The organism is Bacillus sp. GM2 (assembly GCF_056155945.1).
On record NZ_JBRKSZ010000007.1, the window covers coordinates 1,407,581 to 1,430,547 of the forward strand.

At 41.8% G+C, this 22,967-nt stretch carries 26 protein-coding genes and 3 pseudogenes; 15 read left to right on the plus strand and 14 right to left on the minus strand.

The window, feature by feature from the left end; translation table 11 throughout:
* The first annotated feature begins 12 nt into the window (after positions 1-12).
* Complete coding sequence (locus ACVC9U_RS08160) at positions 13-501, plus strand: TraR/DksA family transcriptional regulator (protein ID WP_075754225.1); 489 nt, start codon at positions 13-15, stop codon at positions 499-501.
* Between the two features lie 120 nt (positions 502-621).
* The gene (locus ACVC9U_RS08165) at positions 622-1,248 is read left to right on the plus strand and encodes an FMN-dependent NADH-azoreductase (RefSeq protein WP_441390533.1); all 627 of its coding nucleotides are present in this window, start codon (positions 622-624) and stop codon (positions 1,246-1,248) included.
* Between the two features lie 42 nt (positions 1,249-1,290).
* Here the strand turns inward: ACVC9U_RS08165 and ACVC9U_RS08170 are convergent, their stop codons facing one another.
* From ACVC9U_RS08170 to ACVC9U_RS08185, 4 genes and pseudogenes are all read right to left on the minus strand, one after another.
* Entirely contained in the window at positions 1,291-1,806 is a 516-nt protein-coding gene (locus ACVC9U_RS08170; RefSeq protein ID WP_075754227.1) for a DinB family protein, read from the minus strand.
* A 120-nt stretch (positions 1,807-1,926) separates the two neighbouring features.
* The gene (locus ACVC9U_RS08175; protein ID WP_020451801.1) at positions 1,927-2,382 is read right to left on the minus strand and encodes a YndM family protein; all 456 of its coding nucleotides are present in this window, start codon (positions 2,380-2,382) and stop codon (positions 1,927-1,929) included.
* Positions 2,383-2,403: 21 nt separating this feature from the next.
* Entirely contained in the window at positions 2,404-2,529 is a 126-nt protein-coding gene (locus ACVC9U_RS08180; RefSeq protein WP_020451800.1) for a hypothetical protein, read from the minus strand.
* A 101-nt stretch (positions 2,530-2,630) separates the two neighbouring features.
* A pseudogene (locus ACVC9U_RS08185) lies at positions 2,631-3,232 on the minus strand (TetR-like C-terminal domain-containing protein).
* A gap of 271 nt (positions 3,233-3,503) precedes the next feature.
* On the opposite strand from ACVC9U_RS08185, the gene ACVC9U_RS08190 reads away from it, so the two are divergent.
* Positions 3,504-6,170, plus strand: coding sequence for a phosphoenolpyruvate synthase (locus ACVC9U_RS08190; protein WP_441390536.1), 2,667 nt, complete (start codon positions 3,504-3,506; stop codon positions 6,168-6,170).
* Between the two features lie 169 nt (positions 6,171-6,339).
* Positions 6,340-6,798 carry an NUDIX hydrolase gene (locus ACVC9U_RS08195; RefSeq protein ID WP_441390538.1) on the plus strand — a complete coding sequence of 153 codons (459 nt, stop codon included), beginning with the start codon at positions 6,340-6,342 and terminating at the stop codon, positions 6,796-6,798.
* Positions 6,799-6,950: 152 nt separating this feature from the next.
* On the opposite strand, the gene ACVC9U_RS08200 is transcribed toward ACVC9U_RS08195, so the two are convergent.
* Together ACVC9U_RS08200 and ACVC9U_RS08205 are read right to left on the minus strand one after the other, a co-directional pair.
* On the minus strand, positions 6,951-7,136 hold the full coding sequence (locus ACVC9U_RS08200; protein WP_003182651.1) for a type Z 30S ribosomal protein S14: 186 nt from the start codon (positions 7,134-7,136) through the stop codon (positions 6,951-6,953).
* 763 nt (positions 7,137-7,899) lie between these two features.
* Positions 7,900-8,523 (minus strand): LysE family translocator, encoded by a 624-nt coding sequence (locus ACVC9U_RS08205; RefSeq protein WP_075754233.1) that lies wholly within the window; start codon positions 8,521-8,523, stop codon positions 7,900-7,902.
* A 175-nt stretch (positions 8,524-8,698) separates the two neighbouring features.
* Between ACVC9U_RS08205 and ACVC9U_RS08210 the strand changes: the two genes are divergently transcribed.
* On the plus strand, positions 8,699-8,935 hold the full coding sequence (locus tag ACVC9U_RS08210; protein WP_065643871.1) for a CotD family spore coat protein: 237 nt from the start codon (positions 8,699-8,701) through the stop codon (positions 8,933-8,935).
* A gap of 82 nt (positions 8,936-9,017) precedes the next feature.
* Here the strand turns inward: ACVC9U_RS08210 and ACVC9U_RS08215 are convergent, their stop codons facing one another.
* Entirely contained in the window at positions 9,018-9,521 is a 504-nt protein-coding gene (locus ACVC9U_RS08215; protein ID WP_081379927.1) for a YoqH family protein, read from the minus strand.
* Positions 9,522-9,654: 133 nt separating this feature from the next.
* Here ACVC9U_RS08215 and ACVC9U_RS08220 point away from each other — a divergent pair, with 133 nt between their 5' ends.
* From ACVC9U_RS08220 to ACVC9U_RS08235, 4 genes and pseudogenes are all read left to right on the plus strand, one after another.
* Entirely contained in the window at positions 9,655-10,437 is a 783-nt protein-coding gene (locus ACVC9U_RS08220) for an alpha/beta fold hydrolase (protein ID WP_441390542.1), read from the plus strand.
* Between the two features lie 232 nt (positions 10,438-10,669).
* Complete coding sequence (locus ACVC9U_RS08225) at positions 10,670-10,879, plus strand: hypothetical protein (RefSeq protein ID WP_065643873.1); 210 nt, start codon at positions 10,670-10,672, stop codon at positions 10,877-10,879.
* A 231-nt stretch (positions 10,880-11,110) separates the two neighbouring features.
* Entirely contained in the window at positions 11,111-11,362 is a 252-nt protein-coding gene (locus ACVC9U_RS08230; RefSeq protein WP_020451792.1) for a CotD family spore coat protein, read from the plus strand.
* Positions 11,363-11,727: 365 nt separating this feature from the next.
* Positions 11,728-13,077: pseudogene (locus tag ACVC9U_RS08235) on the plus strand (amidohydrolase family protein).
* A 348-nt stretch (positions 13,078-13,425) separates the two neighbouring features.
* On the opposite strand, the gene ACVC9U_RS08240 reads toward ACVC9U_RS08235, so the two are convergent.
* From ACVC9U_RS08240 to ACVC9U_RS08250, 3 genes are all read right to left on the minus strand, one after another.
* Positions 13,426-13,848, minus strand: a complete 423-nt coding sequence (locus ACVC9U_RS08240; RefSeq protein WP_305954537.1) for a DUF1796 family putative cysteine peptidase — start codon at positions 13,846-13,848, stop codon at positions 13,426-13,428.
* Positions 13,849-14,053: 205 nt separating this feature from the next.
* Positions 14,054-14,911: an SMI1/KNR4 family protein gene (locus ACVC9U_RS08245; RefSeq protein ID WP_075754237.1), complete on the minus strand. Its 858-nt coding sequence runs from the start codon at positions 14,909-14,911 to the stop codon at positions 14,054-14,056.
* 74 nt (positions 14,912-14,985) lie between these two features.
* Positions 14,986-15,423 carry a hypothetical protein gene (locus ACVC9U_RS08250; RefSeq protein ID WP_065643875.1) on the minus strand — a complete coding sequence of 146 codons (438 nt, stop codon included), beginning with the start codon at positions 15,421-15,423 and terminating at the stop codon, positions 14,986-14,988.
* A 237-nt stretch (positions 15,424-15,660) separates the two neighbouring features.
* Here ACVC9U_RS08250 and ACVC9U_RS08255 point away from each other — a divergent pair, with 237 nt between their 5' ends.
* Entirely contained in the window at positions 15,661-16,863 is a 1,203-nt protein-coding gene (locus tag ACVC9U_RS08255) for a Ger(x)C family spore germination protein (protein WP_441390545.1), read from the plus strand.
* A gap of 204 nt (positions 16,864-17,067) precedes the next feature.
* Here ACVC9U_RS08255 and ACVC9U_RS08260 read toward each other — a convergent pair whose 3' ends face one another.
* Both ACVC9U_RS08260 and ACVC9U_RS08265 read right to left on the minus strand, forming a co-directional pair.
* Positions 17,068-17,349: a YozQ family protein gene (locus ACVC9U_RS08260; protein WP_075754241.1), complete on the minus strand. Its 282-nt coding sequence runs from the start codon at positions 17,347-17,349 to the stop codon at positions 17,068-17,070.
* Between the two features lie 410 nt (positions 17,350-17,759).
* A complete protein-coding gene (locus tag ACVC9U_RS08265) occupies positions 17,760-18,038 on the minus strand; it encodes a hypothetical protein (RefSeq protein ID WP_075754245.1) in 279 nt (92 codons plus the stop codon).
* A 322-nt stretch (positions 18,039-18,360) separates the two neighbouring features.
* Between ACVC9U_RS08265 and ACVC9U_RS08270 the strand changes: the two genes are divergently transcribed.
* From ACVC9U_RS08270 to ACVC9U_RS08290, 5 genes are all read left to right on the plus strand, one after another.
* Positions 18,361-18,801: a YwqH-like family protein gene (locus ACVC9U_RS08270; RefSeq protein WP_081379928.1), complete on the plus strand. Its 441-nt coding sequence runs from the start codon at positions 18,361-18,363 to the stop codon at positions 18,799-18,801.
* 7 nt (positions 18,802-18,808) lie between these two features.
* Complete coding sequence (locus tag ACVC9U_RS08275; RefSeq protein WP_075754247.1) at positions 18,809-19,087, plus strand: YwqI/YxiC family protein; 279 nt, start codon at positions 18,809-18,811, stop codon at positions 19,085-19,087.
* An 11-nt stretch (positions 19,088-19,098) separates the two neighbouring features.
* On the plus strand, positions 19,099-19,266 hold the full coding sequence (locus tag ACVC9U_RS08280) for a hypothetical protein (protein ID WP_167564583.1): 168 nt from the start codon (positions 19,099-19,101) through the stop codon (positions 19,264-19,266).
* 52 nt (positions 19,267-19,318) lie between these two features.
* Positions 19,319-19,489: a hypothetical protein gene (locus ACVC9U_RS08285; RefSeq protein WP_237562604.1), complete on the plus strand. Its 171-nt coding sequence runs from the start codon at positions 19,319-19,321 to the stop codon at positions 19,487-19,489.
* A 321-nt stretch (positions 19,490-19,810) separates the two neighbouring features.
* The gene (locus ACVC9U_RS08290) at positions 19,811-20,473 is read left to right on the plus strand and encodes a flagellar brake protein (protein WP_075754249.1); all 663 of its coding nucleotides are present in this window, start codon (positions 19,811-19,813) and stop codon (positions 20,471-20,473) included.
* Between the two features lie 772 nt (positions 20,474-21,245).
* Here ACVC9U_RS08290 and ACVC9U_RS08295 read toward each other — a convergent pair.
* Positions 21,246-22,391, minus strand: a complete 1,146-nt coding sequence (locus ACVC9U_RS08295) for a serine hydrolase (RefSeq protein WP_075754251.1) — start codon at positions 22,389-22,391, stop codon at positions 21,246-21,248.
* A 378-nt stretch (positions 22,392-22,769) separates the two neighbouring features.
* Positions 22,770-22,912 (minus strand): annotated as a pseudogene (locus tag ACVC9U_RS08300) (YjgB family protein); the annotation flags it as partial.
* Positions 22,913-22,967 lie beyond the last annotated feature (55 nt).

Genomic DNA, 22,967 nt, shown 5'->3' on the forward strand with positions numbered 1-22,967 from the left:
AGGATGATCAACATGGCATTGACAGAGGAACAAAAACAGCACCTTTACGATAAATTAATCAGCTTAAAAAACGAAATCACAGCTGCAAAGTCTGAGGTACAGCCGATGAATGAAGAAACAGGCGAATTGTCAAACGGTATTGACAATCATCTTGCCGATCACGCCGGTGTGTATACCGAACGAATGAGGGACCAGGCTTTCCGGCAATCGGACGAAGCTTTGCTGAAAGAGATCGAAGACGCTTTAAATAGGATGAAAGACGGCACATACGGAAGGTGTGAAGCAACTGGAAAAGAAATCCCTTATGAACGCCTTGAAGCGGTTCCATATGCGCGAAGAACGGCCGAAGCTCAAGCGGAAGCAGACACAAGACATGAAGACCGCACAGAGAATGACCGGCAATTTACACGGCAGATGAAGGATTTGACGAATAAAGAAACGATGGATCAAAAGCATTCATACGTCTATGAACGGCTTGACCAGGAGCAGGACTCCAAATAAAGCGCCCAAACGGGTGCTTTTTTTTGGCCAGAAAAATAAATGAGTTGACTTTCTATTTAAAAGAAAGTAACATACTATTTGTAAGTAAATATTGAAACGTTAGCACGGGAGGAAAATAGAATGTCTAAAGTATTGTTTGTTAAAGCTAATGACCGTACTGCTGAAGAAGCTGTATCTGTAAAACTTTATGATGCGTTTCTTAACAGCTATAAAGAAAATCATCCAAACGATGAAATTGTAGAGCTTGATCTTTACAAAGAAAACCCGCCGTACCTGGGCAGAAATGCTATTAACGGGACATTTAAAGCAGGAAAAGGCATGGAATTGAACGAGGAAGAAAAAGCAGCTGCATCTGTAGCGGACCGTTACTTGGACGAATTCGTCAAAGCCGATAAAGTTGTTTTTGCTTTCCCATTGTGGAACTTTGCTGTTCCAGCTGTACTTCACACTTATGTGGACTACTTGTCCCGCGCAGGAGTGACGTTTACATACACTCCTGAAGGACCTAAAGGCTTGATGGGAGACAAGAAGGTTGCTCTGTTAAATGCCAGAGGAGGCTTCTATTCTGAAGGACCGATGGCTGCAATGGAAATGTCATTGAACTACATGAAAACCGTCATGGGCTTCTTCGGTGTTCAAGACCTGCATACCGTTGTCATCGAAGGACACAACGCTGTTCCTGACGACGCTCAAAAAATTATTGAAAACGGCTTAGCAGAAGCTAAAAAGCTTGCAGCATCATTTTAATTGTGAAACCCTTGTTCCAAAAGCGGAACAAGGGTTTTTTATTTATGTCGGCTGCTTCATGCTTAATAAATAATAAACATAGTCTGTCGGCACACCTGCTTCACCCATCTGTCTCAGCATCGCTGAAATGTTGCCTCTGTGGTACGTGCCGTGATTGACCACGTGATGAAGGAGTTCGCTAACAGGCGTTTTGATTTTGCCGAATGCCGGATGTGCAATCGTGATTTCACCATCGGGGTCTTCAAGATTTTCAAAAAACGTTTCATATTGAAGCGCTGTGTCATGGAAGAGGGAAATGAAGTCATCGATCTTTTTCCCCTTTAATCCTTCTTTCAGCCGCATGCCTGTTTCCTTTGCTTCCTCGTAAGCGGCTCCGGATATAATCTTCAGCCATAAGGCGTCAGCCACGCACATATGGGTAACAACCTCAGATACAGATTGAAAAACGCTTTTGATTTCCCGAGTGAACAGCTCTTCAGGCAGGCTTTTCAGGTGGGTGAGCACCCTTTGATTCGCCCAATTGTGATAATCTAAATGCTTTAGCGCGCTATGTGTCATTTTTTTGTCCTCCTCACTTTTTTAATATCAATTCGTGAAAAAGACTCATATTCCTTTAATTATGAAAAATGCCTCTGGTCATAAACGTAAAAAAACCTGCCGATCGGCAGGTTCTTGTGCTTAGTCTTCGTCCTGTTTTTTAGACGGGGTAACCGGGTAAAGCTCTTCCGATGCTTCACTTTGATACTGCAATGAGCCTGGCTTTTCCCGTTTTTCGTTTTCCGTTTCGCCCAAAACGTTGGCTTCCATATAGCGGTGGAAGAAATATTCGAACACTGTGACGCCGATCGCTGACACGATTGAAGCTGCAGCTAGCGAACCATACGGCGGATTATTTTGCATGGCGAGAATCGCCCAGATCAGTACGAGGGAAAGTCCAAAATCTCCCATTGTCGCTGTTGTATTGTTTGTTCTCGGCAGCAGAAGAAGATCTCCGATCAGATAGGAGATCACACCTAAAAACAATGTCAAAACAAACATTTCGCCGAATGGAACGCCAAAAAACAGAGTTAGCACCACATATAAGAGGACAAGGCTCACAATGAATTTTAAACACAATGCTCTTACATGTTTCATTTCGTTTCCACACCTTTCAGCTTATTTTAAAGCATTCCTGTTTTGTTGCTGTTTATTGCTTTTGTTATCCTGCTGGAATGCGCTTTCTGTTTCGTGGTCGTTTTTCAGCTGCTCGAGGCTGCTGTTTTGAATGCCTTTCTTCTGCATGGTCTCACCACCTTTTTCACTATATTTTGGATTGTTTTTGATTTCTTATACATACCACGAAAAAAGCAAAAAAGAGGGTTATCCCTCTTCCTGAAAGCCTGTCATTTTTTTCTCAGTCCTGCCGCGTATGCAGGGCCCATCCCGGTTATTTTTGATAAAATGAGCGCCATATCATGCGGCGTCTCTTTCATGCCGTTTTCCAGCCATTGCTGCATGACGCTGATATGAGCGCCGGTTATATAGGAAATCAAGTAGTCCTCCGGTACGATCGGATCCGTCTTGATCGCTTTTTTCAGCCGTCTTAAATTAATGCTCAAAACCGATTTGAATTTCAAACGGAAAGAACCCGGGCCTTTAGGGCCTAAAATTGCCTTCATAAAAACCTCGTTTTCTCTTATATATTGAAAAATATCGACGACGTCAGCGGATGGTCAATCACTTCCTGATTTAATATGTCCATTGAGTGAATCGAGCGTTTAGCAATGTTATTGATCTCTTGGATAATTTCCTCCTCGCTTTGCTCCAGCAAATCGTATTTATCTTCGTAATGCAAGTAAAACGTGCCGCGGTTAATATCGGCTTTCGTTGTAATGTCCGTGACGGATATCTCTTCAAACGTTTTATTTTTCATCAGTTCAGAAAGTGCGTCTCTAATCATTTTTTTCGTGCGCTTTACCCTGCGGTCTTTTTTTTGTCCAGTCATACAAATCCTCCTGACGGTCCATGAAAATCAACAATGTCCATGTTTGTGTTGAGAACTTAACATTTGCTGATTAATTGTTCATTGCATTCGCCTTTTGTGCAATTATAATAAACATGATGAATATTAATCAACACAGTGTTCAATATTTACGTATAAAAAAGCATGCCTCATAAGACAAAGTGTGTTTGTTGAAAGTCAGGCCAGGGCAAAATAAATTATCCAATATGAGGCGTGGAATTGCTGCAAAAAGCGGATCTAAGGAGAGGATAGAATGGAGAAATATGTGGTGTATTTCAATGAAATCGATCAATTTGCTTTGCCCTATGTCGGCGGAAAGGGGGCGAACCTCGGGGAAATGACAAAAGCGGGTTTTCCCGTTCCCAAGGGATTTTGCCTATCAACTGCCGCCTACCGCGCGTTCATACAAACATGCGGCATCATCGACAGCCTGCTCGATCAGCTTGGACAGCTCAAGCATGATGATCTCGAACAGATTCGGATTGCGGGGAAGCAGATTCGCGAGCATCTTGCCCAGATTCCCATACCTGGCGAGATCAAATCGGCGATATTGGAAGGCGTTGATACGACCGGCAAAGAAAAAGCCTATGCCGTCCGCTCCAGTGCTACGGCAGAAGACCTGCCGACGGCTTCATTTGCGGGGCAGCAGGATACCTTTTTGAACGTCTGCGGAGAAGATCAGCTTCTTGATGCAGTGAAACAATGCTGGTCCTCTCTGTTTACGGACAGGGCGATTTCCTACCGCGCGAAAAACGGTTTCGATCACCGCTCTGTCTTTCTTGCAGTTGTCGTGCAAGAGATGGTTTTTCCCGAGGTTTCCGGAGTTATGTTCACTGCGGACCCGATCACGGGGCACCGCAAAACGGTTTCCATCGATGCCAGCTTCGGCTTGGGTGAAGCGTTGGTGTCCGGAATTGTGAGCGCTGATCTGTATCAGGTTCAGTCAGGTGAAATCGTCAAAAAACAACTTTCGAAGAAGGAATCGGCTATTTACTCCGTGCCAGAAGGAGGAACCGTTCAGAAAATTCTCTCTCCGGAAGAACAACAAACACAGGCTTTGCCGGATCCAAAAATCGTCGAATTGGCAGAACTGGGGCGCAAAATCGAGGCTCACTACGGCAAGGAACAGGATATAGAATGGGCTTTTGCCGGCGGCAGCTTTTACATTCTTCAAAGCCGGCCGATTACATCTCTATACCCGGTCGTACGCTTTTTTGATGATAAGCCGCACGTATTGATTAATTTTGGCTATATCCAAATGATGACAGATCCGCTGAAACCATTGGGTGTATCGGTGATCAGCCAAGTTCTCCGATTTTTAAAAAAAGACCCTTCGGCACATCCGATTCTTCGCGAAGCGGGAGGAAGAGTGTTCGCCGATATTACGGGTGCTCTTTCTCTCAGATTCGCCCGGAGCCGGCTGCTTAAAGTATTAAATGGTATGGATCAGCTGATGGCATCTGCTGTATCGGAGGCAGTCAAGCGCAAAGAACATCAGCTTAATTCTCTTTCGATAAAAGGCATGTTTCATATTGCCGGGAGATTGGCGCCGATTTTGATTCCGGCAGCATTAAAGGTTGCCGGAATCCTGCTGATGAAAAACCCCGATAAAGCCGAGAAAAAAGCGGAATTGATCATTGAAGCGATCGTGACGGACACCGAGGAGAAGCTTAGCCGGACTTCCGGCGCTGAGACGATCCGCGTCATCCAAAAAGGAATGGAAAGGATGTTCCAAGACGTGCTTTCAAAAGTCGCTGTATATGTCTTCAGCGGAATGATTGCAGCCGGATCGCTCGAAAAAAAGCTAAAAAAAAAGCTGGGGGACGAGAAAAGCGCTATTTTACTGGGGAAATTGTATAAATCCCTGCCTCATAATGTCACAACGGAAATGGGTCTTGAGTTGGGGGATCTTTCCGATCAGGCGAGGAAGTATCCTGAAGTCATTGACTATTTCAAGCGTGCAGACAGCGAAAACTTTATGGAAGAATTGCTCAAAATCCCCGGCGGCGCCGAATTGAAATCCAGTTTAGATGGTTTTCTCAAAAAGTACGGGATGCGGTGCGTGGGAGAAATCGATATGACAAGGCCAAGATGGGCAGAGGCTCCGGTTCAGCTCGTTCCGTCCATACTCAGCCATATTCGGACGACTGCCCCTGGGGAACACAGGAGGAAATTTAAACAAGGCGAAATGGAAGCGGAAGAGGCAAAAAAGCAAATCATCTCTCAATTTCGTTTTCTGGAAAAAAAGAGAGTCTCCCGGCTCGTTCATATGTATCGAAGCCTGATGGGAATGCGGGAGCATCATAAATTTACACTTGTAAAATTGATGTTTTTATACAAAAAAGCCATTCTTAAAGAAGCCCGCACCCTCGTTGAAAAAGGTATCCTCAATTGTGAAGACGATGTTTTTTACCTTACGCTTGAGGAGCTTATCGCGCTATTGGAGAATCGCGGCATCGGGGATATTCCGGAATTGTTAACAGACAGAAAACAGCAGCATATGTCCAATCAAAAGCTCACATCCCCCCGCGTGATGACAAGTGAAGGGGAGATCATTACAGGGAGGCTGCGAAATGCAAAAAGTCCCGAAGGAGCTCTCACAGGGACACCGGTTTCTGCAGGCACCATTGAAGGGACCGCCAGAGTTGTGAAGAGCCCTGAAGACGCGAAGCTGAATCAAGGGGACATCTTAGTGGCGCCGTATACTGATCCGGGCTGGACTCCGCTTTTTACTTCAGCGGCCGGACTGATTACGGAGGTGGGCGGCATGATGACTCATGGTTCAGTAGTGGCAAGGGAATACGGCATTCCTGCGGTCGTCGGAATCGACAAAGCGACAGACATTATTGAAGACGGCGCCTACATCCGAATCGACGGAACAAACGGGTTTGTTCAAATATTGAACAGTGACGGCTCATGAACGCGCTTATATTGATATTTGCTGCTTATACAAATCCCTGATATAATAAAAATAGAACGAGTGTTCTGTTTGGTTGTCAAGGTGTGCAAAGCGTTGAGAGCTTTCAATGAACAAAGCAGATTCATGAAAGAAGAAGCTAGTCAAGCCAATGAAAATAAAGGAGAAATGGATGTCGCAAAATGGAATTGTTTTAGTAGCCAGTGTATCAATCTTACGTGATAATAAAGTCTTGATGATAAAAGAGAATAAGCCTACCGCCGTTCATAAGTGGAACTTTCCGGGTGGACGTATCGAATATGGAGAGGACATTCTCCATTCAGCTCGAAGAGAAGTTAAAGAAGAAACTGGATTGGACGTAAAACTGATTGCCGCTGCTGGTGTATATAATTTTATCAGTAGGACGAAGAATCAAGTTATTTTATTTCATTTTATTGGTGAAGTTACCGGAGGTTCTTTCAATCTCGAAGAAGATGAAATTTCAGACAGCAAGTGGATAAAAGTAAGTGACCTTGTAACATTTGAGAACGAAGACTTACGAGAACCAAATGTAACAAAGCAAATCATTGATAACTTATTAAAAGAGAATGTACACTCAATGAGTGTGTATAATGGGCAACTGATTCAATAGTTCTTATCCAGCTAACAGAGACGTTAGTTGAACAAGTATAGAGGAAACCCTAATCATAGGATTTCCTCTATTTTTATGCAATATCAACATTAAAATTCAACAGAGCCTAAATCAAAAAAGCCAGCCTCTTGAAAAGGCTGACGAAGTCGTTCTTACCAGCTTGCTTTTTTAACGCCGGGGATATGCCCTTTGTAGGCAAGCTCGCGGAAGCAGATGCGGCACAATTTAAACTTCCGAATCACGGAATGCGGTCTGCCGCAGCGTTCGCAGCGGGTGTACTCTCTGACTTTGAACTTTTGTTCCCGTTTTTGTTTGACAATCATTGAAGTCTTGGCCATCTTTTTACCTCCTTCATTTTAAATTCATCGATTTATATAAATAAAAATAGATTTTATTTCTGTAAAAAATTTATTATAACATTTAAAATATCATTTGTAAATAAATTCAAAAGACTCACTGTCCGAGTCTTTTTTGCAGATAAAAAGCGAAAATGAATCTCATTGATTAAAGCAAAACTTAGCAGATACACGAATCAAACGATCCCGTTTCTCCTCAAAAAGCGGCATATTCTATCAAAAAAGACCCACGCCCATCGATTGACTGATCTACCGTCCCTAAGATCGATGTGTCCGCTTTATTCGATCTGATGATTTGGATTGAGCGGAAAATAACCGATTTGCATCATTACGAAGCAGCGGGAAATTTGTATACTGGCTTCAAAGAAAGGGGGAGGATAGAGAACAACGGTATTTAGATTTTTGTCTCATTGTCTGGCACTCCACTATACAATGAAACGAAGGAAGAATCTAACACAGCAAGAAAGCGCTGCAGAATTTGACAGTCTTGTGATTCGACTCCAGCCAAAGAAACAAATCACTTCGATTCCGCAACACCAGCTCCCGCTCTCAACGATCAAGCTTGAAAACGAATAACGGAATGCAGGGCTGTTCATTTTCACATGAACCTCGATGTTTAAAGGGATGACATTGCCGCTGTGTCCATGAAAGCGGCGCCCGACGGCGAAAATGGTAAACGCGTCAAATGTTATAAGCGGTAAAATCGGGAAAAGGTGTGCTGGCTGCACACCTTTTTTCAGCGGAGCTACCTTTGGCTGACCGCTATTTTAAGTCCGATCAAAGCGAATAAAGACCCTTCCAGCAAATGAACTTTTTTGGCGGCTTGCGGACTTCTGCGCAGCCGGCCTCCGACTTTTTCCGCAAACAGGCTGATCATTACAAAGATCACAAACGCTTGAATTAAAAATAACATGCCGTAAACGAGCATTTGCGTTGTCACGCTGAAGGTGCCGGGGTGTATAAATTGCGGAAGAAAGGCAAGGAAGAACAATGAGACCTTCGGGTTTAATAGATTCATCACAACGCCTTTTTGGTATAAAGCCCTGCGGTTCAATGAATCTTTGGCTTCAAGATTGAAACCAGCGCTTTTTTGCCGAAAAGACTGGTAAGCTAAAAACAACAGATAGGCTGCACCTGCATATTTCACGATCGAGAAGGCGACAGCTGATTGATAGATCGCAGCAGAAATACCTGCTGCAGCCGCTGTGATGTGGACGACTAACCCTGTGCATAGCCCGCATGCGGTTGCTGTACCTGCCGATTTTCCCTTTGAGATGCTCTGTGCCAAAACGAACAAGTTGTCAGGGCCCGGCATAAGTGTAAGCAGTATAGCCGCACCCAAAAAAGAAACGATCGATATCACATCCATCTGTCCAACTCCATTTTCATTAGTATTTTTTTAATTATACCATCAGAGAAACTCTCTTTTGAGTGAAAAGGCGGGGAAAATGGACGGATTTTTAGTTTCTTGTATTAGTACAAGTTTGTGCTAATCAACATATTTTGATAATGAAGAATGAAACTCAAGGAAGGGAGAAGTGCTTATGTCTTACTGCAAACCGCGCGTTCTGCCGCCAGTTGTGCATCCTACCAGGTACTGTGAGGATCACAGATACTCTAAAACGATCGTTCCTCACATCCATCCGCAGCATATTAAAAAAGTGGATCATCAGAAATACGAGCATGTTCACTATTATCCGCATTCTTATTCAAGCTATAAGCCGGTATATCATGATCACTCTTACTGCGGTAAACCTTGTAATCGCTACGAAAAATACTAACCTTTCCCGAAGAAAAAATTCTTCTCATGAAAAAAGGCCGTAAGAAGCGTCCTAATGGTGCTTTTGCGGCCTTTTTTTTGATTTAGTTCCTGCATCCTTGCAAAGTCCCCTGCAAAACAGCTCGGCCGGCCTTTTTCGTCTTCGAATTGAAAGGACGCACTTCGACTCGGGTATTCACAGTCAGCTCTGACGATATTTCGTCAAATTTGCCCGCCCAAGGACTTCCGCCAAACCAGCTTGGCGCGTCTTCCCGGACGAGATGCATGGTAAAGCGCCAGCTGATCTGGTCCGGTATCCGGGCAATTCCTTCATATTGATCATAATCTCCAAATGAAGCAGGGGCTGGAAGCCAATCGGCGTAGATGCCGACGCTCCGCCGTTCCCTGACTGGACTTCCAGGGGCTTCGGTATACGGTTTCTTCACTTTCGCAATTAAAGCCGTTCCGCGGGCATTGGGAATATCCTGGGCTGGATGAAGAACGACGCTGCATGGATAAGGTACTAGTGCGGCAGGCTGCGCTTGGATCGTCGCCGCAGGCAGCATGAGGACAAGCGATATCGCCAGACTTCTCAAGCGTTTCATCATTGAACCACCTCCGTATCTTGAAATAGTCTAACCAGTCACACCTTTTCAAATTCTTCACCTTCAGCCGTCTGGACATTCACCTATTGACATCTTGGGAGTACCTTATGGTAAAGACATGATTGGGGGCGACGGCATGGGATACTTTGTTCAGGCTGAATCAGACGTTCACCTGTACGTAGAAGACATCAATCCTCAAAGCCGCAAAACAATTGTATTTTTGCACGGCTGGCCATTAAGCCATCTGCAGTTTGAATATCAATTTGACGATCTTTCACAAAAGGGATACCGCTGTATCGGCATTGACTGGCGGGGATTCGGGCGTTCGGATAAGTCGGCGACGGGCTACAATTACAACCGTTTGGCTGATGATATCCGCGCTGTCGTTGAGACGCTTCAACTAAACCGCTTCACGCTTGCCGGTCATTCAACCGGCGGCGCCATAGCACTTCGCTATATGTCGCGATACAGGGGTTCCGGGGTCTCAAAGCTGGTTTTGATCGATGCAGCGGCACCTGCGGGATTTACAGAAGAGACGGCAGCCAAATTGCTCCAGCAAGCGTCTAACGATCGTCCTAAGATGATGCGTGAAGTGACCGACACATTTTTCTTTCAATATATTACACAACCGTTCTCGGACTGGTTTTTTCAATTGGGATTGCAGGCGGCAGGCTGGTCGACAAAAGCGGTTATCGACATGCTGAGAGATGAGAAACTGTTTGATGATCTTGGAAAAGTCGCTGCTCCGACCTTGATCATTCACGGTGTTCAAGACAAGGTGATTCCGTTTGCACAAGCAAAGGAACTCAAACGCAAAATAAGAAATTCATATCTTGTTCCGTTTCAATACAGCGGACACGGCCCGTTCTGGGAGGAACGCGAAATGTTCAACCGGATTTTAACGCAGTTTATCGGTTGATTCTATACGGAGGAGCTGCCGCCACATAATGTTCAAAAAGCGGAAAGGAATATTTTGGATAACGTGTTATGATGATAATTACCGTACTGCTTCTACAGTTTGAGGCGTAAAAAATACCCGAATAATTTTAAACTCCAGGGAAGAGAAAAATCGCAAGTTTTTACTGGGGTGAATCTCCGTTTTGCGCAGAAGCAGAAGGAAGCATGACGTTTCTGAGGGGGAATGGGATTTAATGAAGTCAATTCAAGCAATCACCGTTCATTCAAAGCAATATATTGTAGGTGAGCCATGCCATCCGCCAGGATTTAGAGACGAAGCGACCGTTATGAAAATTACAGAAAAAAACAAGTTCTATGGGTTAATCAGAGGCTTTGTTGTTCATTTCGATACAAAAACAGAGCTGCATATTCATACAGATCCCGTCAAGGTTTATTGGAGATGAAGGACTTTAAGCGAACATTTAAAGTATTCGTTTAGTGTCTTTTTTTAACTCCGGAAGCAAGGGGTATTCAACCGGCGGATGCTTCAGGGTAATAAAGCAGATTTTTCAAAAACGATCTTCAGAAAATGAACGGGCAAAAATTGGGACAAAGTATAGGTACTTATGCAGTCAGGCTTTAGCTTTTCAGCATAATGTACTAGTGAATCTATAAATTGAAAGGAGCGTGTACACATGTACTGCAAAAAACATCATGAGCCGCATGTTTACCCTACGAAATATTGTGAGGATCATAAGTATTCAAAATCTGTCGTTCCTCATATTCATCCGCAGCATACTAAAAAAATTGACCACCACAAATATGAACATGTTCATTACTATCCGCACACTTATTCACATCATAAAGACGTTTCGCATGAACACTATCATTGCGGAAAACCTTGCAAAGGCTATGAAAAAAAGTCGGACTATGGCCATTGCTATTAATAAAGTGATTGTACCGTATTTTGATCGCAGCTAAATATACGTTCACTCATTCACAGACCATAGCTTTTTTATGGTCTGTTTCTATTTTGGAGGTAGTAACCTATATCGTGATAACCAGCAGTATGAAAGCGGAATTTACGATAAATACACACCGCATCATTGCAATATAAATAACCGCTGTTTCCTGCAATTCACCTTTCTTCTTTTTCTGACGTGATCGTGTACTGCATCTCTTGCATCTAGCTCAGAAGGCGGATTTCCAAGTCGCACAATGCATATTAATATCATTTATACCTTTTTTATTTTAAAATGGTACATATAGGATGTTGTTTTCTCTAGTTGGCTGGGAAGAAAGGAGAACCGTTATGCAAAAAACACTTTTTCAAAACGCAACGATTGTTACTCTTGATCCGCAGCTTCATACGATCGAAAAAGGGGACATGCTGATTGAAGGCTCCGTCATTCTTGACGTTGCCGAGTCGATTGCACCGGGAGACGCTGAGATTGTTGATGCCTCCAATATGCTGATCATGCCTGGATTTGTCGATACACACCGCCACGTATGGGAATCTGTGATCCGCGGAATCGGAGCTGACTGGTCCCTGCAAACTTATTTAAACCGGATTTATTATGGGAATTATGGATCGATGAGAAGGCCTGAGGATGATTGGGTCGCGAACTATTTAGGAGCGCTTGAGGCGCTTGATGCAGGGGTCACAACTTTGCTGGACTGGACGATGATTGAATCGCCTGATCATACGGACCAGCTGATTGCGGGACTAAAAGACGCCGGCATTCGCGCAGTATTCGCTTTCGGAACATCCGGTGATGCAGAATATTGGGACAGAGACAGCGATCTTTCGAATATGGACGAAGCGAAACGGGTAAAAAAAGCATATTTTCAATCGAAGGATCAGCTTCTGACGATGGGACTTGCAATTCGCGGTCCGGAGTTTTCTTCATGGAAGACATCTGTCTTTGAAATCGAAACGGCCCGGGAACTGGATGCCTTATGCAGCATGCATATTGCGTTTGGCAACTAGGGAGCGAAAGATCGTTCGATTGAGAAGCTGAATCAAGCCGGGCTGCTCGGTCCCGATTTAAATATGGTGCATGCCAATGCGATGAGTGAAGAAGAAATGAAAATGCTTTCGACTCACGGAAGCTCGATTTCTGTGACACCAGAAATTGAGATGATGATGGGGCACGGCTATCCTGTTACAGGGCTCGCCCTAAAAAACGGGGTTCTTACTGCACTTGGGGTTGATGTTGTGACATCGACGGGAGGAGACCTTTTCGCACAGATGAAATTTGCCCTTCAAGCAGAGCGTGCAAAGCACAATGAAGAGCTGCTGAAAGAAGGGATCATGCCTGGTCCCGAATTGAGCATATCGGCCGAACAAATCCTGAGAGCGGCGACCATTGACGGGGCGAGGGCCTTAAGGCTCGATCACAAAATCGGCTCGCTTTCCCCCGGCAAAGAAGCTGACTTTATCATGGTGAAAACGGACAGCGTCAATTTGCTTCCTTTCACTGATGCGGTGGGGGCTATTGTCCAAAGCGCGCACACGGGAAATGTAGACTCCGTATATGTCGCAGGAAAAGCGGTGAAACGAAACGGCCGATTGGTTGATGCAGATCTTGAAAAAGTGAGACAAAAAGCGCTGGAAGCAAGAGACCATATCTTATCCCGATATCCTGAAGGCGCCTTTTGATCTTTCCTTTGAAATTCTCAGTGATAAACTTGCCTTGCTAGACTTCAGAAAGCCGCTCCTTAGGATTTGTTCTGTTTGAAGACCAGCTTTCTGGTTTAGTTTTCAGAGAAGAGTATGTATGGAAAAGATTAAGATGATGTTATAACCTTTTCCTGTCGCTTATTAGTTTTGTTTAAAAAGGGATATAATTCACGCCATTAAGCATTTCTCTCCACAGATGATCATTAGACTGCCAGATTTCACGATCTGGAAGTGTAACCGCGCATATTCTTTTTAATGGCCAATTCTGCTCGACAATTCCTTTAACTTTTGAGTGATTGATAAGGAGTACCCTGAAGTCGTTTTGTACTAAATCCGATAATACGGACTCAGTTCTTGAGCTTCCTTGTAGGTTCCGTTAGTTCTGACAAAAAGGATCCGATTAGCGGTTGACATCTTTTCATAAAATCTGTTGATTCTTCTATTGAATTTTTCCATCACTTCATCGTATGCGGCAAGATGTTCGAGTGTATTTTTATCTGCTTTAAAATCATGAGCTGAATCGACATGATAATAATCATCTGTAACAGAGATATAACGGTCAGTAGTATAAACACCTGTTGAGTAGCCTGTTACCCTTAGATTTAGGGGTGCCATAAAATTTGAAAAGCGATTCTTTAAAAGACGGTTCAATTCGGTCAGGGAAGAGGTGCCGACCCAGTCTAAAGGGCCTGCATACGGCCTTAAATTGTTTTCTCTAAGCTGAAGAGCAGTTAACAGAGGTGGCCTAATCCGAAAATGGCATTATAGTCTCCTTTTATATCATTCAAATTCATAATCTAAACTCCTTTTGTGGATTAATTTCCAACAATCTATTTAGTATTCTATGTTTTATAAAAGGTTGAGTAACAACAGTTGCCTACATTGAGGTCTCGGAACAGGAGAGTTTATAGAATGGGGCGGAAACATAAATAAAAAACAACATAAAAGTTGTTTTTTAAAGGGAATCTTTTATCTGTACTAAAAGGATGTCTATAACAGAGTCATTCAAATTCTTTAGAATAGCTGCAATGTCTAAGACCAGCCTTCTTGTTTGTTCGTTATCAAGCATTAAATCTTTATAGTAGGAAATAATGGATTCTAAAACAATGGCAAGTTCGACACCATTGTCAATATTTGCTGTCAATGAGCTTTCTTTTATTTTTGTCAGAAGCCAATTTAAATCATCCAAACCTTCAATAGGGTAGTAATGAATCTGATACAGATCGGCTGCCGAATTTTCAGTTTCAGTCAGAATCTGTTCCGTTTTTTCTTTTGTGATGGCATCTTCCGGATAGACATAGGGAATATCTACATTCTCAGGATATATGCCTTCCTTATGTTCGCAGCTGTCATCATCAATGGAGTCATCTGTATAAAGTTTAGAGAGAAATTCTCCAAATGAACCGGCTAATCTAAAATCCTCTTCAAGTTCTGAGTCAAAATAGTGAACGGGCGGATTTTCTTTCGTCTCCCTGTAGTCAAGCGCTATCCACGTATGGCCGTCACCATGAATAAGGACCAGGTTGTCGGGCAGTCCCCATTCTTTAATAAAGGCTTTACTCTCGAGAATTCCTTCCTTTTTCCCCATGCCTAATAAGTAGTCAAACTGGATATGATCTTTAGCCCAGGAGGTGGGCCGTTCAGAAGGGAAAGCATTAAAATTGATATAGCTGCCATTTTGTTCAAGAATAAGCGCTTTATATTCTTCCGGAAGTCTCACACCTAACTTTTTTTCAGCTTTCAGAATGCCTCTCTCTGATATGCTTTTTAAAGTGTACGGATCTTCGTCTTCGTATGTCCAAAAGTTTTTCAAATGATTCCCCCACATCCGTTTGTAGTCAGCAAAATGGTGCTCGGGCCTTTATGCTTGTATTGCCTTTATAACGGCTATCTTTCGCTGAAGGCCGAGAAATTATCATACGTTTGCGGAATAGCTCCGTATGTTCCTTTAATGCGGATATCCTTACATTCACCTTCGGTATTCTCAAAATAAAGCCTATAGGTCCGAGGCATCAACGTGATGACATCCTGAGCGGTTCGATCAGGCCAGTTACCTTCAAAATCTTTAATGCTTAAGCTCATAAATCTGCCGGAAAGGTGCATCATCTGAATTTTAATCGTTGTTTTGCAGTTTTCTGCATTGAAAATCGTAAACTTGTAGCCAATATGCCAATTATAAACGTTAGTGTCGCTATTGGGAATGACTTCCACATGTGTTCCCGTAAACGTTAAATTCAATTTGTGCGGGAACGAATAAGCTTCAGCACTGCTCCCAAAACTGAAAAATCCACAAACCAACACCGTGATCAGCAAAAAGCGTTTCATTCCATCTCCCCTCCTTTTTTCCATTTTATTGTAGCATAGATGAGTTGAAAAAGATGGAAGTTTTTTGAGAGAGAAGCACAAACCGAAAATCACGTACGGTTTTGATCGGTGTAGAAGCCTCTCCAATATGGTTTTAATTACCGTATATATATAAATTGATCCAAGGGAAAATTAGGATCAGCCCTAGTTGGATCCATGGCAATTCTCTTTATTTTTTTTCATGTGAGGAGCGGAAACATGAAACTTAGCACTTATAAGATCTGCTTTTTATTTTCTATCATCATTCTTTTTTTAACCGGATGCTGGAGCAGCCATGAAATTGAAGAAATTGGTTTGACTTTTGCTCTAGGGGTTGATGAAGGCCGAGCGACTGCCCTTGAAAAAAAATTTATTAAAATAGGCGGTAATTATCCAAAGAAAGATCGAAACACTTTGACATACCAATATGTTAGTCCGTACACAGCAGGGGTTAAGATTGCTGGGGGAAGCAGCAGCAACGCAAAAGCTTACATTAACGTATATGAAACGGGTGATTCCTTTCAGCAAATAGGCACTGAAGTAGCGCTCAGACAGGACAGGCCGGTCTTCAGCTCCCACTTAAAGGTGATCGTCATTGCTGCGGATTTGCTTCGTACATATTCACTGAAGGAATTGCTTGATCAGTCTCTGAGGGACAATGAAATCAGGCTGAGTACGCTTGTCCTTGTCACAAGAGGAAGAGCAAGCGATGCACTAGAACTGAAAGACGGCTCCGGGGAAATACCCGCATTTCACCTTAGCAGAATTATTCACAATGACTTTAAGGCGAAAAAGATTCTTCCTCCGATCACACTTGCCAAATTGCCGGGCATGATGAATGCTGGAACGAGCTATTTGCTTCAAAACGTTATCGGTGTCAATGGGGAAATCAAATATGCAGGAGCTGTAGCCATTAACGGAAAAACAAACAAGCTCCTTGGTTTATTAGATGAAAAAGATTTGGACGGGATTATGTGGATCAAAGGACAAGGGATAGGCGGTACCATCAAAAACTATGATCCGAAAACAAAAAAACTGACGGCTTTGGCAGTTGATCATTTAAAGAGTGAGATCAAGCCGGTCGTTAAAGGAAACCGCCTTTCGTTTAAAGTGAAAATTGAGTCAGAGGCACACCTGGCCGAAACCTGGAATACAGCCGACGCAGAAATTGACAAAAAATATTTGAAAAGGAAGGAAGCATATGCGTCACAAACAGTGAAACAGCTAGTTGAGCAGATTACAGAAAAAATGCAGAGGGAATATAAAGCCGACCTTGCTGGCTTCGGTGATGAAGTGAGGATTCAATTTCCCTTTCTTTGGAAGAAGTTGAAGAAAAATTGGGATGAAGTGTTCACGGAGATTCCCATTCAATATGATGTGAACATCACGATGAAGGAATTTGGATCACAAAGCAGACATTAGCTTTAACTGGAATTTATAAAAAATGAAAGGGATAGAAGGAACGGGTGAGAAGTTGGTTATAATCAGATGGCTTTAAAAAGACAAAGACATCTGATCAAACACGCATTTTATAGTTCGTCCATGGCATCCTGAGGTTGACCGAATCTTTTGTTAAACAAAACGGAACTAACTTACTCTTTTAAGTTAGTTCCGCCGTTCAAACGACTAATCCAAATTTTGATCGATCGTTCCTTCAAAATAGTCATCACTGACCTGTTCATGAGTTTCAGCCAATCCTTTTTCCAACTGCGTGGCTCCTTCATAATCCGAGGGGTCAAAGTATTTTCCAGCCATATCCGTGCTGTCATTTATGTTATCTTTCCTATCAGTTTCAGCGTTCTCTGTCTTAGCATTGCTGTCTAACGATTGCTGAGAATCGTATTCCTTGTCTGCTGAAGAAAATCTTTTGTAATCATCGGGTTTGTCTGCTCCATTTTTTTGCATCACGTTTATCACTCCATATCATTGAATTTTATAATAAGAAAGGGGCATCTGAAGACCATTTCAGTTTGATGATCATTCAATACAATGGTTTCACTCCTTTTGTGAATTGTGCTGAAATATCAACTCTTCTTATTTTGTCTGTTGAGGTGGTATTCATTCGCTTTTTCGGGAAATCCAACTTCAACCCTATATCAAGGGAAAGAGAACAGGCGCAAAAAAATCATAAAGTAAAGCCGGGCGTGCAGGAACGACGCCGATCCTTTCAATGGCAGACATCAAACAAGATAACTTCCCATTCGATGATTAAGGCTTATGTATTTAAGGACATGTGAACTTGCATTGGACGCCTCCTCTGGGGGATAAAAGCGGAAAAAAAGCGAATTCAACTCTGGAATATATATTTTCACGCCTGTTTATGTTTTTTTGTTTCTATATGATGAAATGGTTGTTTTCAATGATGCATATGAACCAATAGCTGCGTAACCATAGAATCCGCCCATAAATACTCCAGCTATGAGGCTGTGTCGATGGCTTATGCAAACAGATATGATTAAGCCTAATGCGAGCGCAATTGATGGGACATACTTTTTGGGAACCTTGAGAAAAACTTTAATGATCTGTGTGACGATCATAATAATTGGCACTGCTATAACAGCATCCCAAAAGTTTGTATGAATGATTGGGAAATCCAAATAAACACCACCTTATTCATCAGTATTTCTTGATTTGCTGAAAAATATTTAACCCGAGCAGCAGAAAAGCTAACGGATCACATAAATGAAGCAGTATGCCAGCTTCAAGAAACATCACAAGCGCTCCCAGTCATGATGTTGTTGTTTAGCTTAGAAATAAGTTTTGAATGATCTTTTTGCAGCCGTTTCATTAGCAGCATTTTTTATGCGCTTGAAACTCTCGATTAAAGAATAGGTTTATTGGCCTGGTCTTAAAGATACATTTTGTTGGATTGAAAGGATTTATTCACCAATTCCTTTCCGTATAGTGGTAAACTCTTAGTTGGTTATTACTTTTGTCATGCATTTTTCGGGAAGCGAGGTGTTGCATATGATAGGTTCAATACTTGGAGAAACGCTGGCTTTAGATATCATGAAAGTTGATTTATCGATGAAGAAAGAATTTTTGGCAGAGCTGAAAGCTTGCCGCAAAGAGCTAGAAAAAGACAAAACGGAGTTCTCTGATTCCAAAAAGACGATCACCGAACCACAGTTGTCGTCTCATACATGGCAAGGCAGTCTTGCTGACTCCTTTGACCGTATTCGAGGCCTGATGAAGACTGCCTACAATGACATCAGCGGAAAACAGCTTTCTGATGTTTTAAGCAAAATCGATGAACGAATCAAATCTTTACAAGAGGATATTCACTCGCTCAGCCAGGAAGTTCGTTCTTTAGAGAAAAAGATTGAGAACGCGAAGCGAGAAGCGCGAAACAAGGAGTAAATGAAAAATGGGTCAAGAAATAAAAGTAAATACCGGGGAAGTCAAACAAGCGCTTTCTAATTTGAAGCATTCCAGCCATTCAATGAAAGCATCGGTTCCGACAGATATCAAGGGCCAGAATCAGCTTGATGCGACGATGAAGATAGAGGAATTGAATCAGACGATTAATAAGATCGCTTCTTCCTATGCCTCCGCCTTCTCAAAACAAGCCGCCCAAACGGAATCAGCAGTCGAAGCAATGAAGGACACCGACAAACAGCTGGCTTCTTCGATGAAAACAAAATAGAGGAGAATGCCATGAAGACTCTTGATGTTCAGGTGTTGCCCAAAGCCATTGATCAAACGTTGGAACAATTAAAACAACAATCAGACGAATTTACCAAAGTCAAAAACAAAAAACATGTTATATATCGGCTAGAAGATGATGTTATTGAGGCAGAAGAGAGATTAGAAAAAATTTCCTAATGATGAGGATGATTTTATAGATCCAAGCATTAGGGAGTTATACCCAGAGAACATGTTAGTGTTTTTTGAAGTTGGTGAGGGGACAAATCTTACTCTAGATTTAGATCAGGAAGAAGAGAACGGGATTTGTCCAGTATACTATTTTGAAAAGAAAATTGCGGCATCACTCGAAGAATTTTTGAAGAAAATGGATGAAGAACCAGACTATTATATTCATGCCTAAATTGACTTGAAAATTGATTAACTTTAAAGAATTACCTTGATTGGCTATTGCCTTTCAAGGTTTTTTATATTTAATCTGAAAAAAGTGGCATAGAATGAGAGACACACCTTTCCATAATCGAATGATGATGAAGATCGTCAGGGTTACTGAGACGTGGCTGGAGTCTATGCAGTTTTGCGCGTGATCGTCATCACAAGGCGGTAAGGTCCCGTGGAAATTATAAGTCTTTCAATTTCTTCAATGCCTTCTTCTTTTCTTTTTTAAAATTATGTGTCATAGTACCGATATAATGATTAAGTAGAATTGAAAGAGTGATGTCCATTGTTATCTTTAGGAAATATTATAACAATAGAATTTGAAAACGAAATTCAAGAATATGTCCTTGCGAAAAGCAAAGTGTTATCTATTGAAGGCAATGTTTTAAGAGTGCATTATCCTGTGGATGAAGAAACGGGGAGAACCGTTATTATTCCAACAAATACAATGGCCATGGTTCACTTTATAAGTGAGCAACAAGTCCCATATAAATTCACTAGTGTAATACAAGGCCGAGAAATCTATCAGGATATACCTGTATTAAATATGTATTTACCTGAAGAAGTTCAAATGACAAAAGTTCAAAGACGGCAATTTTTTAGAGTCAATACAACGATTCCCGTCACTGTTCGCCCATATGGATCTGGCTCAATGTTTAAAACATATACAGCAAATATCAGTGCTGGAGGCGCTGCGTTAATCATTGACGAGACGCAAAAACACGAACCAGAAGATGATTTAAATCTAAGTATCCATCTGCCAAATGAGCATGATGAAGATGTGATTGACGTCCATGCTCAAGTCAAACGCACTTACATTGACCCCAGAACAAACAAACAGTTCATGACAGTTGAATTTATCAAGATGAATGAACATGACGAACAAACTCTTGTACATTATTGTATAAAATTGCAATTGACAGAAAGAAGGAAATTGAAAACTGAATAAGTGTTAATTTTAACCTTCTTTATGAATGAGGTTTTAGATGGAAGTTTAGGAAGACAGTGATCTGCCTAAAATTTCTTAATTAATTCAGAGGAGATGTTTCGTCCTCGCCATATACATTTATGGAAACCTGTTGGCAAGTTGGCGTCCAACTCTGCCAACAGAAGTCATCAACTGCACTGAAGTGTAGTGATCCTTCACATGTAACAGATATTCTGCATGAAAACGGCAGATCGACAAGCAACATCGTCGGTGAAGCAGTGGAATCCTAGGTTGCGCCGGCCGATTTCAAGGTCAAAAAAGAAGCATGAGTTCTCGTCGCATAAGCCTGGGATGAGCTATCAAAAAAGGTGACATAACCGGGATTCAATGGCCGCGACCGCTGAACCAACGAAAAAAAGAGAAGCCTTTTTTCTTCTGCCAATGAAGAAAAAGGGCTTTTTAATTTGCTGAAAAACTTCTTTTTTGAAGCAAAGCACCAAACACCAGTAGAAAAAGGCGGTCGTAAGATTTCTGTGTCTAACTTAAATCAAATTAAAACGGCTCATGCAGCTCTCGTCTGGCAGAGCCAATGAGAGGAATACGAGTTAAAAAAGATTGAGAAATTGCTTAATGACAAATTGAACCCGATCGAGACTTATTGAAAAAGAAACAGAATCGACGCCAGACGAGTCACAGGAGATATGATTATTGATTTCGAGAAACCAAGAATTGAAATTATATTTAGGCCAAATACAAGCAAAGACCGCGAGCGTGGTATTCCGATGGGGGATAGTCATGAAAGTGAACCAGGCAAATCTAAAATAGATAATTCTTTTTTGATATGGGTGCGGAATTTAGAGTCTTTTAAAAATTTCAGCAGGAAATCATTCATATTTCGAGAAAGTTTTGCATTCTCGAATGGAGTTAAATCATTTGCAAAAAATGCAATATCTGTCTGGTTTCCATCTTTATCTGTCGCATACATTGCAATTGTAAGAATAAACGCAGTAGATCCTCCCTTTTGTCCCGCATGAACAAGCCATTCACAATTGTTTGGATTTCTCATTATTTGTTCCATTACCGGATCAAGATATTGATATACATTTGCACTAAAATATACTTTGCTGTTTAGCTTTTTCATAATAGATACATAATCTCTAGTCGTTGATCGGGGCAAACGGTCGGACCAAATTTTTTGAAAATCCTTGTCCAAAGTTTTTCTTAATTGTTTTTTTTCTTGATCAGTTAGTGGTTGGCTCAGCCATCTATTATGAATTTCAACCGCTTTATTACGGTATTCATGCATATCCATGTTTTTCATTACTTCTAGGACTTCTTTTTTCGATAAGTTCTTTTCATTCATCAGTTGGGCAGGTATATAGAGTGCACTTACAATGGGATACATAGGCTCATGCTTTAACATATCTAAGCTCTTTGGAACATGATTGATGTTTTGAAGCCCCAGCACCTCAATTAAGTATTCAGTATTTGCATTAGAACTGTAAGCAATCATCCCGTTGACTACCTCACATAATGGAACACGATCTATCTCTTTGTCTTTTTTTAATTGAATAATCCAAGCCTCATGCGCACCGCCGTCTGTTTTTGGAATATAGAAATTCTCTAATTCATTTAATCTTACTTCTTTTTGCGGATCGATTTTTCCTGTTGCTGCTTGTTGTGCATATTCGATGGCTAAGATGATTTTTACAGTACTTGCCAGTGGAAGTTGCTCGTTTACGTTAACATCAACCCAATTCTCATCATTGTACTTTATGGATAATGAGACATTCCCGCTTCCTGATTTTGCTTTAACAAACTGTACAATATACTCTGGATTTAACTTTTTTATTTCCCTCCGAAACATAAGAATACCGATTGCTATTACTAAACCAAGAGAAATTATTATACCTGCAATAATCCATAGTGCAATCTTCAATTTAACACTCCCTATAATGTTCAAATTACTATAGATACGAATTAAATAATGTTAGGTTTCAATTTCCTTCACACCAGCTCTTGTGATACGCAGTCCTGAAACCTCTTCTCAGGATTTCCGGGCATGATTCCTTTGATACTTGAGCCGGAATCATAAGACAAGCGCTTTTAAGCAAGAGCAAACGTCATTTCTGCCTTTTTGATAATTTCCTTTTAAAATAAGCCGTCCCAAACGGGGTTTAGCCAAAAAGCTCACCAAAAACAGGAAGATTTTGCGAGCTGGCAGTGGTAATGAAAAAGTGCTGAATGCCGGCAGCACATTTGTAGAAAAAATCAGAGGAAGTATCAAATGGGTGTCAATGATTTTATCGGAACACGCGGCTGCTGATTGGTTTGTGTTTTCAGAGAGCGGAATGTTTGAGTTACAGCGTTTGCCGGTGTTGAAAAGGGCGCCGCCCCAAAACCGAAAAGAGAGCCTGTCAGTGCTGCTGCCGCGGTTAGAACAGACATTGTTTTTTTCATGCCGCCCCTCCTTTTTTATCTATCCTCTCGTTTTCCGGTGATGACGCAATAAAAC

What these genes read in the sequence shown, in the direction of transcription:
- ACVC9U_RS08160 (WP_075754225.1), top strand. Translation starts at nt 13, where the DNA reads ATGGCATTGACAGAGGAACAAAAACAGCACCTTTACGATAAATTAATC.
- ACVC9U_RS08165 (WP_441390533.1), top strand. Translation starts at nt 622, where the DNA reads ATGTCTAAAGTATTGTTTGTTAAAGCTAATGACCGTACTGCTGAAGAA.
- ACVC9U_RS08170 (WP_075754227.1), bottom strand. Translation starts at nt 1,806, where the DNA reads ATGACACATAGCGCGCTAAAGCATTTAGATTATCACAATTGGGCGAAT.
- ACVC9U_RS08175 (WP_020451801.1), bottom strand. Translation starts at nt 2,382, where the DNA reads ATGAAACATGTAAGAGCATTGTGTTTAAAATTCATTGTGAGCCTTGTC.
- ACVC9U_RS08180 (WP_020451800.1), bottom strand. Translation starts at nt 2,529, where the DNA reads ATGCAGAAGAAAGGCATTCAAAACAGCAGCCTCGAGCAGCTGAAAAAC.
- ACVC9U_RS08190 (WP_441390536.1), top strand. Translation starts at nt 3,504, where the DNA reads ATGGAGAAATATGTGGTGTATTTCAATGAAATCGATCAATTTGCTTTG.
- ACVC9U_RS08195 (WP_441390538.1), top strand. Translation starts at nt 6,340, where the DNA reads ATGTCGCAAAATGGAATTGTTTTAGTAGCCAGTGTATCAATCTTACGT.
- ACVC9U_RS08200 (WP_003182651.1), bottom strand. Translation starts at nt 7,136, where the DNA reads ATGGCCAAGACTTCAATGATTGTCAAACAAAAACGGGAACAAAAGTTC.
- ACVC9U_RS08205 (WP_075754233.1), bottom strand. Translation starts at nt 8,523, where the DNA reads ATGGATGTGATATCGATCGTTTCTTTTTTGGGTGCGGCTATACTGCTT.
- ACVC9U_RS08210 (WP_065643871.1), top strand. Translation starts at nt 8,699, where the DNA reads ATGTCTTACTGCAAACCGCGCGTTCTGCCGCCAGTTGTGCATCCTACC.
- ACVC9U_RS08215 (WP_081379927.1), bottom strand. Translation starts at nt 9,521, where the DNA reads ATGATGAAACGCTTGAGAAGTCTGGCGATATCGCTTGTCCTCATGCTG.
- ACVC9U_RS08220 (WP_441390542.1), top strand. Translation starts at nt 9,655, where the DNA reads ATGGGATACTTTGTTCAGGCTGAATCAGACGTTCACCTGTACGTAGAA.
- ACVC9U_RS08225 (WP_065643873.1), top strand. Translation starts at nt 10,670, where the DNA reads ATGAAGTCAATTCAAGCAATCACCGTTCATTCAAAGCAATATATTGTA.
- ACVC9U_RS08230 (WP_020451792.1), top strand. Translation starts at nt 11,111, where the DNA reads ATGTACTGCAAAAAACATCATGAGCCGCATGTTTACCCTACGAAATAT.
- ACVC9U_RS08250 (WP_065643875.1), bottom strand. Translation starts at nt 15,423, where the DNA reads ATGAAACGCTTTTTGCTGATCACGGTGTTGGTTTGTGGATTTTTCAGT.
- ACVC9U_RS08255 (WP_441390545.1), top strand. Translation starts at nt 15,661, where the DNA reads ATGAAACTTAGCACTTATAAGATCTGCTTTTTATTTTCTATCATCATT.
- ACVC9U_RS08275 (WP_075754247.1), top strand. Translation starts at nt 18,809, where the DNA reads ATGGGTCAAGAAATAAAAGTAAATACCGGGGAAGTCAAACAAGCGCTT.
- ACVC9U_RS08280 (WP_167564583.1), top strand. Translation starts at nt 19,099, where the DNA reads ATGAAGACTCTTGATGTTCAGGTGTTGCCCAAAGCCATTGATCAAACG.
- ACVC9U_RS08285 (WP_237562604.1), top strand. Translation starts at nt 19,319, where the DNA reads ATGTTAGTGTTTTTTGAAGTTGGTGAGGGGACAAATCTTACTCTAGAT.